11 protein-coding genes are annotated in these 11,808 nt (G+C 33.2%); 2 read left to right on the top strand and 9 right to left on the bottom strand.

What is annotated here, in order from left to right; genetic code table 11:
- Nucleotides 1-44: 44 nt before the first annotated feature.
- From WCV66_RS10440 to WCV66_RS10415, 6 genes are all read right to left on the bottom strand, one after another.
- Nucleotides 45-1,877 (bottom strand): dihydroorotate dehydrogenase, encoded by a 1,833-nt coding sequence (locus WCV66_RS10440; RefSeq protein ID WP_338788924.1) that lies wholly within the window; start codon nt 1,875-1,877, stop codon nt 45-47.
- Nucleotides 1,878-2,001: 124 nt separating this feature from the next.
- Nucleotides 2,002-3,006 (bottom strand): catabolite control protein A, encoded by a 1,005-nt coding sequence (gene ccpA / locus WCV66_RS10435; RefSeq protein ID WP_066326634.1) that lies wholly within the window; start codon nt 3,004-3,006, stop codon nt 2,002-2,004.
- 568 nt (nt 3,007-3,574) lie between these two features.
- Nucleotides 3,575-4,651 carry a bifunctional 3-deoxy-7-phosphoheptulonate synthase/chorismate mutase gene (locus tag WCV66_RS10430; RefSeq protein WP_066326630.1) on the bottom strand — a complete coding sequence of 359 codons (1,077 nt, stop codon included), beginning with the start codon at nt 4,649-4,651 and terminating at the stop codon, nt 3,575-3,577.
- 370 nt (nt 4,652-5,021) lie between these two features.
- Nucleotides 5,022-5,351, bottom strand: a complete 330-nt coding sequence (ytxJ, locus tag WCV66_RS10425) for a bacillithiol system redox-active protein YtxJ (RefSeq protein ID WP_260445645.1) — start codon at nt 5,349-5,351, stop codon at nt 5,022-5,024.
- A gap of 43 nt (nt 5,352-5,394) precedes the next feature.
- Nucleotides 5,395-5,886 carry a YtxH domain-containing protein gene (locus WCV66_RS10420; RefSeq protein ID WP_338788921.1) on the bottom strand — a complete coding sequence of 164 codons (492 nt, stop codon included), beginning with the start codon at nt 5,884-5,886 and terminating at the stop codon, nt 5,395-5,397.
- 39 nt (nt 5,887-5,925) lie between these two features.
- Nucleotides 5,926-6,354 (bottom strand): DUF948 domain-containing protein, encoded by a 429-nt coding sequence (locus WCV66_RS10415; protein ID WP_066326619.1) that lies wholly within the window; start codon nt 6,352-6,354, stop codon nt 5,926-5,928.
- Nucleotides 6,355-6,585: 231 nt separating this feature from the next.
- On the opposite strand from WCV66_RS10415, the gene WCV66_RS10410 reads away from it, so the two are divergent.
- Nucleotides 6,586-7,701 (top strand): aminopeptidase, encoded by a 1,116-nt coding sequence (locus tag WCV66_RS10410; RefSeq protein ID WP_338788920.1) that lies wholly within the window; start codon nt 6,586-6,588, stop codon nt 7,699-7,701.
- A gap of 54 nt (nt 7,702-7,755) precedes the next feature.
- Here the strand turns inward: WCV66_RS10410 and WCV66_RS10405 are convergent, their stop codons facing one another.
- Both WCV66_RS10405 and WCV66_RS10400 read right to left on the bottom strand, forming a co-directional pair.
- Nucleotides 7,756-8,520, bottom strand: a complete 765-nt coding sequence (locus WCV66_RS10405) for an ABC transporter permease (RefSeq protein WP_338788919.1) — start codon at nt 8,518-8,520, stop codon at nt 7,756-7,758.
- Complete coding sequence (locus WCV66_RS10400) at nt 8,517-9,446, bottom strand: ABC transporter ATP-binding protein (RefSeq protein WP_338788918.1); 930 nt, start codon at nt 9,444-9,446, stop codon at nt 8,517-8,519. Before WCV66_RS10400 ends, WCV66_RS10405 begins: the two co-directional genes overlap by 4 nt.
- A gap of 200 nt (nt 9,447-9,646) precedes the next feature.
- On the opposite strand from WCV66_RS10400, the gene WCV66_RS10395 reads away from it, so the two are divergent.
- On the top strand, nt 9,647-10,321 hold the full coding sequence (locus tag WCV66_RS10395; protein WP_338788917.1) for an FHA domain-containing protein: 675 nt from the start codon (nt 9,647-9,649) through the stop codon (nt 10,319-10,321).
- An 81-nt stretch (nt 10,322-10,402) separates the two neighbouring features.
- Here WCV66_RS10395 and murC read toward each other — a convergent pair whose 3' ends face one another.
- Entirely contained in the window at nt 10,403-11,701 is a 1,299-nt protein-coding gene (murC, locus tag WCV66_RS10390) for a UDP-N-acetylmuramate--L-alanine ligase (protein ID WP_338788916.1), read from the bottom strand.
- Between the last annotated feature and the right edge of the window lie 107 nt (nt 11,702-11,808).

The raw sequence follows: 11,808 nt of genomic DNA, 5'->3' as shown, positions 1-11,808 counted from the left end.
AGCAACCTATTAATTAAAAATAGATTGCTATTTTAAGAAATCATTTAATAATTTCTTCTCATTAAAAATGGAAATGATAGGAGTAATCCCAATACATATAATACACATGCTATATATGCAGGCAATAAATGAATAAAGGTTGTATAACCAATAACAAAATGTGTGATAATTCCAGCTAAAAATGCAGGTAAACCTCCAACAAACATACTCCACCATACCCATTTTTCGCCTTCATGAAATCCCCATAATGATATCATTAATACGAGGAGCCCTACACTTAAAAGGGCACTACCAAATCCAGCACGATCATGCGCAATAACAGATATTAATTTATGATTGAATTGTTCGATCATTTCAGGTGGCATACATAAATACCCAATATCAGTGTTTACAAATACAGACGTAGTTCCTATGTAGGATATAATAATACCTCCAATTACAAATGAAAACCCTAAAATAATAAAAGCTAGTTGCCCATATAAACTAAGCTTCCATGCTATGTGATTTGAATCATTGTAAGATATTGGCGTATCAACTACATTCTTCGTCTTTATAAAGCCCGCTATGAATAGAGGTAGTAGAACAAGCCAAAAAAGTCCGTGAAGCCAATCAAAATAACCATAACCAATAAACATTAATATGCCTAAAAAACCCAAAACCCCAGCAATGTTTACGGCCTTTCTACACCAATGAACCCCGTATTTTATACCGTGTTTAGCTAATTGCATATATAAGATTCCACCTGATATCATTGTACCTGAAAGAGTCATCCGGTCATGGGCCATAAAGAATAAAACATTCTTATTAAAATCTAGCAATTCTGCTCTTGTGATCCTTAGAAACGCTTCATCATATGGCAAAATAACTCTTGTCATACTAAAGAGCAAAGCTAATATCCCTCCGATTAATATACATAGCCCAAATAACCAATATATAATCCATCCTGATGAAACAGTTAACTCACTATCTCTTTCTCGAAAATACAATAATTCATTAATTCGTTTTGGTAAGCCTGGTCCTGAAGTAATATAACCTGAGGATAATAAAAGTAGAGTTGCACCATTTTCTAAAAGTGTTATTGCATCCTTCGGTTCTCTAATACCGCCAGATGTAATAATCGGTGTCTTTTCATTGATTTCCATCCTTACCTTTTTTAGCAAGGATGAAAGATCTCGAAAAGATTCTTTAGATCTATCTCCATCTAATAGTAGTCCATCAAATTCATTTTCATTAACCAAATCAACAAATTCAGAAAATGAATTAGTGATTTGGTTAGTTGTTATAGCTAAGAAAACAGGTTTATCATATAAATGTTTTTTTATTAATGATACAAGCTCAGAACTTATGCTTGTCGGATATTCTAAAACAAAAATATCTCCATAAGGATTTAAAGATGTAGCCAATTCAAAAAGTTCCTTCTCGGTCCCCTTTATTCGAATGATTTTATGCAATGGTAAATGTGAGTATTTTTTTACCTTTCTGAGTGTTTGAGTCAATCCTACAGTAACTTCATCTGATGGAAAGATAACCTGGTCTTTTTCACTATCATAAATAGGATTTCCCATTGACTGATTAGGCTTCATGGTAACTGGTCCAATCTCTATGAAACTAAATCCTAAATTTGCAAACGCCTTTGTTCCTGTTAAATGTGGATCAACTTTCCCACTTAATCCTATTGGAGAAGAAAATGTTAATTCACTTGTATTTACTCTAATTACAGGAGATGTTTCCATATGTCCTAAAAAACGTATGATCTGGTTTCCTCCAGGAATCGAAGCAATACTACTCATACTTTTATGGATCAATTCCCGACTGATATGTCCTGGAAGTTTTAGCAAAACATCCCGAAATATTGGATGGTAAGACCAATCAGGCATTACGTATCACCTTCTCTATCTCAAATTCAACTCTTAACTAAATAATAACATTTATCGTTAAAATAATAAGATAAAAAAGAAAAACAAGCTGAACCTAGCTGGTTAGCTTGTTTTCGTATTAAAATTATTGCTTTGTGGATTGTCTGAACTCTATTCGATGTGGGAGTTCAACAATATTATTATCAACTTCTTCTTTATTCATAAGTTTTGTTAATAAGCGCATTGCAACAGCACCAATATCATATGTTGGTTGTACAACTGTTGTTAGCTGAGGGCGTACCATCGTCGCAAGTCTTGTATTATCAAATCCAACGATTTCAAAGTCAGTTGGTATTGAATAATTACGATCTTGTGCACCGTGGATAACACCTAATGCCATTTCGTCCGTTCCTACAAAAATCGCTGTTGGTTTATCAGAGAGCTCATCGATTTTCTCAAAAGCTTCTACTCCTGAATCGTACGTATAATCTCCCTCTACAACTAGCTCTTCTTCAAAAGGAATACCAGCATCCTCTAATGCACGTCTGTAACCTACAGATTTTTTCAAGCGATTTATTGGCTCTTCAGTTGGTCCCTCAACATATGCGATTCTTTTGTGACCTTTTTCAATCAGCATTGAAATAACATCATAAGTTGCTTGTTCATAATTGATATTTACAGAAGGTGTTGATTCTGATAAATCGACAGATGCTGCTAATACAATTGGAACTGGGGAACGCTTAAATTGCTCTACAAGCTCTTCTGTAACATTTCCACTCATGAAAACAATTCCGTCAACTTGCTTTCCTAACATTGTATTGAGAAGATGTAATTCTTTATCCTTATTTTGATCAGAATTACTTAAAATGATGTTGTATTTGTACATTGTAGCGATATCCTCGATTCCACGTGCAAGCTCAGAATAAAAGATACTTGAAATATCAGGGATAATTACCCCAACTGTTGTTGTTTTTTTACTTGCAAGTCCCCTTGCAACTGCATTAGGACGATAGCCTAATCGTTCAATTGCATCTAAAACTTTTTTCCTTGTTGTAGGTTTTACATTTGGATTACCATTTACTACTCGAGAAACGGTTGCCATTGAAACATTTGCCTCACGAGCAACATCATATATTGTTACACTTGTCATCTTGAACACTCCTTCAAATACTATCAAAAACGTATATTTAAAATTCCAACTTTAAATTTCGCTATATCCGTATGTAGAAAATTGTTTTTCCTTGTCAAATAGCCATATTTAAGCACGTTCTATGTTAACAATCATACGATACTCTGAAATCGACTGCAATCTATTTCAAAGGTTTTTTAGGCGTTTGTCACATATTGTTCGTTTTTTCACATGATCTTTTTATAACCTTCTTTTCCAAAAACTCGTAGCTTTAGACCTATAACATTCTATTTTTGAATTTTATAGCACTACTTTCGGCTGTTACTCAAGAGATTTCAACTAAGGAAATAAGCGAAAAAATAACCTATAAAGAAAGAACAGCTATGAATAAAACCATAACTTAAAAAAGCTATACTATCATTTTTACCTTAAAATATAACATTTATTAAAAAAAAAAGAAACAAATAAAAAGGTTGACTCATTTTCCAAGATTCTCCCAAATTTATTTAGACGTTTTTGCAAAAAAACTCTAAATATTCATTAGGAGATAATGGTGAGCCAACCTCTACTTATTTAATAAGAATTGCTTTTAAGCGTTCACTTTAACTAAAGGTTTTAATTCTTTGATGAACTGATCAAATTGATCGAAGTCCATTTGTTGAGCTGAATCTGATAAAGCAACAGCTGGATCTGGATGTACCTCAGCCATTACACCATCAGCACCAATTGCTAAAGCAGCTTTAGCTGTTGGAACTAATAGGTCTCTTCTACCTGTTGAATGTGTTACATCAACAAATACAGGTAAGTGTGTTTCTTGTTTTAAAATTGGAACAGCAGAAATATCTAGTGTATTTCTAGTCGCACGCTCATAAGTGCGAATACCGCGCTCACAAAGAATAATTTGGTCATTACCTTGTGAAATAATGTATTCTGCAGCATTAATAAATTCATCAATTGTAGCTGCTAAGCCACGTTTTAAAAGAACTGGCTTGCGAACTGCTCCTGCAGCCTTTAATAATTCAAAGTTTTGCATGTTACGTGCACCAATTTGAATGATATCAACATATTCCAATGCAGTTTCGATATCAGCTGGATTGACGATTTCACTAATGATTGCTAAACCGTACTCATCTCCAACTTTTCTCAAAATTTTCAGACCTTCAAGACCAAGACCTTGGAAATCATATGGACTTGTACGAGGTTTAAAAGCACCACCACGAAGAATTTTAACTCCCTGTTTCACAGCCTGTTCAGCAACAGCAGCAGTTTGCTCATAGCTTTCAACCGCACATGGCCCAATGATAAACGATTGGCTTCCATCACCAATTCTTACGCCATTAACTTCAACAATTGTATCTTCTGGCTTTTTCTTACGCGATACTAGCAATGCTTTGCTATGGTCGTCTTCTTGCAATTCAAGACCTGCTTTAAATATTTCTTTGAAAATATGTTGCAAAGTTGAATCTAAAAAAGGGCCGTCATTATATTCTTTAATGCTGTTTAACATTTTGCGCTCACGTACAGGATCATAACGATTTACACCTTGTGCTTCCTTTGCTTTTCCAATCTCTTGCACAACTCTTCCTCGCTCGTTAATCAGCTTTAAAATTTGTAAGTTAATCTCATCTGCTCTCTCTCTTAATGCTTCTAATTCTGCATTACTCATCTCTCTCATCCCTTCTTAAAAAAAATAGTCAAAAATCACTGAAACCACAATATGATTGAATGAATTTGAAGTTAGTTTTTAAATAATATAAGACTAACATGCAAAATCAGGATTCTACATTAATAAAATATAATGCTTACTTTATCATTCAAAGAATGTGTGATACATTTTCTTTAATTAATTGTAATTATAAACGATAAAATAGGGATTGTCACCAAAAACTTTAACATTTAAACGCTTTTAAGTGATAAAGCAAACTCATACAGTGAAAATCAACAACCAAGTTTAAACAAGAGCCAAAGTTTTAAAAACATAAATAACTAAAAAAGGTGAATAACCTCATGATTATCAGAGGTTATTCACCTTTTCTTTAACCTAATACTTCTTTTTTTAATGCATCATATGTGATTTTCCAATGTGATGCATTCCATACGACATCTTTCCCTTTAAACAAAAGTGCTTGTGGTGATTCATGTTTAATTGCAAATGTTTCAGCAATATAATTTGATAATGATCTTGAATCCTGAACATGTAAATGGTAACTTGGATAGTCTTGATGTTTTTCTACAAACTCCTGATATTCTTCAAATGCTGCTTGACTAATGGGACATGTCAGACTATTTTTTACAAATAGAAATTCTTCATGCTTATTAAATAAATCCTCAAATTGTTCTACAGTATCAATTAATTGTTTGCTCACTTTTTTCACCTTTCCCACAGCCACTAAACTGTCCTGCTATTATTTAATTTGATTTTACTTCATCTTTTAAATCAGCTTTTGGTTGTTCCTTTTTGTCATCTTCCTCAAACGCTTCAACTGCTTCTGTTATTGATTCTGAAATCGCCTGATCTTCAGTTTTTTCGTTAGTATTAGAAGTCGATGTTTCATCAGAAATTTGCTCCAATGCATCTGCTACTTCTTTTTCAACGAAATCTCCTTGTCCATTAGAAGTACTCTTTATATCACGAACCTTGTTCATGATTTGTGACGATTGCTCAGTAAGAACCTGTGAAAGTGATGCTGTTTTCTCTTTCGCTACACTTGCTATGCCTGAACCCTTTTCTAGAGCACCATTCGTAAACTTTCCTGTTCGATCCTTCATTACATTCGCTTGTTGTCCAAGATTGTCTCGAATTTCTTTTCCAGATTTTGGTGCTAAAAATAAAGCTGTTGCTGCACCTACTAGCCCTCCAATAATTGAACCAACAATAAAATCCTTATTATTTTTACCCATGATTTTTACCTCCTTAAAAGTGTAAATCTAGATACTTTATTAAATGGTTGTCTTTTTTTCACTCTTCTGCTTCCATTTTGCCCATATTTCCATGGCAGCATTACTCCATTGAACAACTTGGTTCACTTTATCCTGATTTTGTTCAAGGTTTGTTGAAACAGAAGTTGTTACTTTTCTTACTGATTGATTTAACTGTTGAATTGTTGTGCCAACATCCTTTACTGACTCCACAACAGTATTTAATTTTTCTGACTTATGTTGAATATCTTCTGCAAGTGCATTTGTTTTATGTAGTAAAAATGTTGTTTCAGTCGTAATTCCTTCCATTTGCTTCTCTAGACCAGCTAAGGTGCTTGCAACATTTGTTAATGTTCCTTGCAAAGCCTTTAGAGTTTTCGACACGTACACAACTAAGATGGTAAATGCTATCGCTATGAGTGCGATACTTAAATATAAAATAATAATCATGTCTTACACCTCCTATGTCTTTACTGTTCAATTACCCATCATAACCTATTATAAACATAAAATTTACATAATTACTAAATTCTCTATTCAATTAGACAATCCCTTTGTCAGTTTTTGCTGAAATCAAATTTTTGTTTATTTTTGAGGAATACATATTATGACGATTCTTTTTTATGTTCGGGTACAATAAGGTATGATATGACAACATCATTTTAATAGGGAGGATTTATTTTGAAGGATCCAAGAATTGAAACTTTAGCGAATAATCTTATAAACTACTCGATACGTTTACAAAAGGGTGAAAAGGTTTTAATAGAAAACTTTGGGATACAAAAAGAGCTTGTCATTGCTCTTGTAAAGGAAGCATATGAAGCAGGAGGTTTTCCCTTTGTTTCACTAAAGGATCATCAAGTTGATCGCGCCTTAATGTTTGGTGGCAGTGAAGAACAATATCATATGATCGCTGATTTTGAAGCAGAAGTGATGAAAAAAATGGATGCCTATATAGGATTACGATCCGGCAATAACATTAATGAGCTTGCAGATGTACCAGATGAAAAAATGAAGCTTCATGGTCAAACTGTTGGTCAAAAAGTTCATCGGGAAATTCGTGTACCTAAAACGAGATGGGTTGTACTACGATATCCAACTTCATCAATGGCTCAGCTCGCGAAAATGAGTACGGAACAGTTTGAGGATTTTTATTTTGATGTATGTAATCTGGATTATAGCAAGATGGACAAAGCAATGGATCCATTAGTTGAGTTAATGAATAAAACAGATAAGGTTCGCTTAACAGGCAAGGGTACAGATTTAACCTTCTCAATCAAAGATATTCCAGCCATCAAATGCTCTGGTCAAATGAATATTCCTGATGGTGAGGTTTATACAGCACCTGTTCGTGATTCTATAAATGGTCAAATTACATATAATACACCTTCGCCATATAACGGTTTTACATTTGAAAATGTCCAATTAACATTTAAAGCTGGAAAAATTATTGAGGCCTCTGCAAATGATACTGAGAGAATTAACAAAATATTTGATACTGATGAAGGTGCAAGATTTGTTGGTGAATTTGCAATTGGCGTGAATCCTTATATCTTACACCCAATGCAAGACATCCTCTTCGATGAAAAAATTGATGGCAGCTTTCACTTCACACCAGGTCAGGCCTATGATGACGCCTACAATGGCAACAAATCCAACATCCATTGGGATATGGTTATGATTCAACGCCCTGAATATGGTGGTGGTGAGATTTACTTCGATGATGTCCTCATTCGTAAAGATGGTCGCTTTGTGTTACCTGAATTAGAAGCATTAAATAGTGAAAATTTAAAATAAAAATTGGGCTGACGCATTGTCAGCCCAATTTTTATAAGTGTTTCATTACGTTGATCAAACATGGACATCTCTCTTTGTAAACGAAAGGATAGAAAAAACAAACAATACGACAAAATGTAAAATGATATTAATAATCGAAAAAGTCAATGTCATTCCTTCAAATAATGGTTGACCGAAAAAGTAGGGCATTATATTTGTGTTAGCAAATAGCAAGTACTTACCTGCTTGATAATGATAATGATCTAATAGCGTGATAATTGCACTTGATGTAAACAATAAAAAAACAGGGACTGCAATTGAAAATACACTACTTCTCGTAATTGTTGAAAAGCTAAAGGCTATTGTACTCATGACCACTATTTCAATTAAGTTAAAAAGATAACTTGCTAATCCAATAAGCACCTTATGATCAAGAGTTAATAACGTTTCCGAATAAAAAACAATACCGAGAATACCTGACATAAATAATTGGAGAGATACTAGTAAAATTATTATATACAAAACAGTTATATATTTAGAAATTAATATTTTCACCCTTTTTACAGGTCGAGTAAATAAAAACTTAATGGTGCCTTTTTCAAATTCACTTGATACTATATCACCAGCAACAATAATACACATTAATTGAATTACAATTAATAGGTAAGAGCTTACTTGAATATAGTCCCAAAACGTAAATTCTGTCCCTTTAAATAAAAACTTAAAAAATATACTTACGATAATATTCATAAATACCATTAAGCCAATTAGAATCCATATTCTTGGCCGTTTAAATAGTTTCATGTGTTCATTCTTGATTAAGTGAAGATAAGACATCATGTTTCTTCACCTCGCAATTTTTGTAAATACAGCTCTTCTAATGGACTACCAATTCTTTCAATACCTATTACATTGATTCCAGCAGTCACAAGTAGCTTATTTATTTTCGCTACTTCTTCTACCTCTAATTCTATTGAAAAACCATTAGATTGGAAATGAATTCTGTCATTTTCATACTTAGTTTGTAAAATAGGTTTTATGTTTTCTGCATTTAATACCTTAAAGGAATATAAATGTTTCGTGCTTGTTCCATTTTGTAATTCACTTAGTAAGCCTCGTTCAATACATTTACCTTCATCCATGACCAACACACTATCACAAATCAATTCCATTTCACCTAAAATATGACTAGAGATAATGATCGAAACACCATTTTCGTTTGCAAGCTTTCTCAATGTTTCTCTAAGGCTTTTAATACCTTCTGGATCTAACCCGTTTGTAGGTTCATCTAAAAGAAGTATAGATGGTTGATGCAGAATCGCTATAGCTAATCCGAGTCTTTGCCTCATTCCTAATGAATAGGTATATACTTTATCATCTATGTAATCATCCATTCTTAATAACTCAATAACCTCGTCAATTCTTCCATTAGAAAACTGATTTGTCATACGGAAAAAATGAACGAGATTATCATATCCAGATAAAAAATCATACATTACTGGATTTTCAATAATCGCGCCAACATGGGTAATTGCCTTTTCAAAATCTTTTCTTATATTAACTTTTTCGATAACAATACTCCCAATTGTCGGTTTTATGAGTCCAACTAACATTTTTAAAATCGTTGTTTTACCTGAACCATTTGGACCAAGGAGACCAAGGATTTCACCCTTATTAAGTTCAAAACTCACGTCTTTAATAATTGATGACTTCCCTATTCTTTTACTTAGATTACTTACTTTTAAAACTATCTCATTATTTATCATACAAACACCCTTCAACTAAAGCTATTTTAATATTGGTAAATGCCATTTGCATATTTGCTTTTATTAATCTTATTTATTAAACAGAGGAAAAATAATACATAACTATAATACTAATAATTTGTTTGCTCACACTCAATGGTTATGGGATAATATTTTGATGATAAGATTCTGACAATGATAGATAGTTAGGAGTTAATAGAATGGATACTTCTTCGTTTCTTGTAATTGAAAAGGCACCACATTATGAATCGGGGGATATTATCTCATTAGATAAAGTAAATATGGTTTTTGGTAGAGAATCTACACATTGGAAGCCAGACATAACGTTTAATAACGTATTTGTTTCAAGAAAACATTTTAGCATTTCTTTTGCAGCAAATGCCTTTTACATTAAAGATTTACACAGTAAACATGGTACATCTGTTAATGGGAAAATACTTGAACCGAATACACCTGTAAAACTAGCTACAAATGACAAAATATCATTCGCAAAAGATCTAGTTATCATGTCATTTTCACTTAGGGACTTTGAAGAGACTTGTGAGTTAATACCCATTAATCTAGAAGAACTGGAGAATAAGTCCAAAAACCCTCGGCTTGACCCATTAAAACAAAATTTAATCTTGAAAAACAACTGTTATGCTTTGACAGAAAAAGAATATAAATTTATGGAAATACTTCTTCAAAAGAAACGATTTGTTCCTAAGGATGAACTAACACATTATGTATGGTCTGAAAGATATACATCAAAAAGCATTGATTCTATGGTTAGTTCAGAAGAAGTGAATGCACTCATTTATAGATTGCGAAAGAAAATACCCTCTACAATAACAATTGAAACAATAAGAGGCAAAGGCTACGAATTAAGAACGTAAAAAAAGCTGACTTAGATAAGAATCATTACTTAACGTAATTTTCTTATTTATTGTCAGCTTTTTTTATCTCTTTAGAAAGAGTTAGGCTAGAACCTTTTCATAGGCTTCTTGGTATTTTTGAATATCTCCTGCACCCATGAATACGAGGACAGCATTGTCGTGAGCTTTTAGAACAGAGGTATCCTCTTCATTAATTAATTGGGAATTTTCAATTTTTTCAAGTAAATTATCAATTGATAACTTACCAACATTCTCCCTTGCAGATCCAAAAATATCACATAAATAAATATAATCTGCCTTTTGTAAACTCTCTGCAAACTCTTCTAAAAAGGATTGAGTTCTTGTAAATGTATGTGGTTGAAATACTGCGACAATGTCTCTATCAGGATATTTTTGTCTAGCTGCATCAATGGTTGCATTGATTTCAGTAGGATGATGTGCGTAATCATCAATTAAAATTTGATCTCCGACTCTTTTTTCATTAAAGCGTCGTTTCACTCCCTCAAATGTTAACAGCCTTTGTTGAATAATCTCAACGTCAATTTCTTCATAATGACATAATGCGATGACCGAAAGTGCATTTAAAATACTGTGATCGCCATAAGTAGTGATTTTAAAAGACGCATAAAAGGTGTTCCGAACAAAAACATCAAATTCAGTGCCGTCTGTTGATTTCACAACATTCCTTGCTTGGAAATCATTCTCTTCACCAAAGCCATAGTAAACTACAGGAACCTTTGCTTGAATTTGTTGTAGCTGCTCATCATCACCACAAGCAATAATCCCTTTTTTCACTAGAACCGCCATTTCCTGAAATGCACTAAACACATCCTCAATGTTAGTAAAATAATCAGGGTGATCAAAATCGATGTTTGTCATGATCGCATAATCTGGTTTGTATGATAAGAAATGTCTACGGTATTCACAGGCTTCAAAAACGAAATACTTGCTATTTGGAATACCATTGCCTGTTCCGTCACCAATTAAATAAGATGTTGGTTCAGCCCCTTGAATTACATGTGATAATAATCCAGTTGTGGATGTTTTTCCATGAACACCGGTTATTGCTACACTTGTATACATTTGCATGAATTCACCAAGAAAACGATGATAGCGAATAACTGGTAAGCCAAGATTGAAGGCTTCTTCAATCTCTGGGTGTGTATCCGGAAACGCATTTCCTGCGATAATCGTTAAACCTTCTTTAATATTTTCTTTTGCAAAAGGTAATACTTTAATGTTACGTGCTTCTAGGGCTTTTTGCGTAAAAACTTTCTTATCAATATCAGAGCCCTGAACTTCGTAATTCATATCATGTAAAATCTGTGCAAGGGCACTCATTCCAGTCCCTTTAATTCCAACAAAATGATAAACAGTCATAATTAGAACCTCCAACAAACGTCTATCTGATTGACAGTATATGACGCTCATCTAGATTTGCAACCCATCTATATGAATCCAATTCGAAAAACTTGGCTTTTTCACCA

Origin of the sequence: Metabacillus rhizosphaerae, assembly GCF_037201795.1 — a bacterium.
In the GTDB taxonomy this organism is placed as follows: Bacteria; Bacillota; Bacilli; order Bacillales; family Bacillaceae; genus Metabacillus; species Metabacillus rhizosphaerae.
This window is presented reverse-complemented; position numbering and strand designations above follow the sequence as displayed.

Excerpts from the sequence above, each read along its gene's own strand:
- WCV66_RS10440 (WP_338788924.1), bottom strand. The coding sequence starts at position 1,877 with ATGCCTGATTGGTCTTACCATCCAATATTTCGGGATGTTTTGCTAAAA.
- ccpA (WP_066326634.1), bottom strand. The coding sequence starts at position 3,006 with ATGACAAGTGTAACAATATATGATGTTGCTCGTGAGGCAAATGTTTCA.
- WCV66_RS10430 (WP_066326630.1), bottom strand. The coding sequence starts at position 4,651 with ATGAGTAATGCAGAATTAGAAGCATTAAGAGAGAGAGCAGATGAGATT.
- WCV66_RS10420 (WP_338788921.1), bottom strand. The coding sequence starts at position 5,886 with ATGGGTAAAAATAATAAGGATTTTATTGTTGGTTCAATTATTGGAGGG.
- WCV66_RS10415 (WP_066326619.1), bottom strand. The coding sequence starts at position 6,354 with ATGATTATTATTTTATATTTAAGTATCGCACTCATAGCGATAGCATTT.
- WCV66_RS10405 (WP_338788919.1), bottom strand. The coding sequence starts at position 8,520 with ATGATGTCTTATCTTCACTTAATCAAGAATGAACACATGAAACTATTT.
- WCV66_RS10400 (WP_338788918.1), bottom strand. The coding sequence starts at position 9,446 with ATGATAAATAATGAGATAGTTTTAAAAGTAAGTAATCTAAGTAAAAGA.
- WCV66_RS10395 (WP_338788917.1), top strand. The coding sequence starts at position 9,647 with ATGGATACTTCTTCGTTTCTTGTAATTGAAAAGGCACCACATTATGAA.
- murC (WP_338788916.1), bottom strand. The coding sequence starts at position 11,701 with ATGACTGTTTATCATTTTGTTGGAATTAAAGGGACTGGAATGAGTGCC.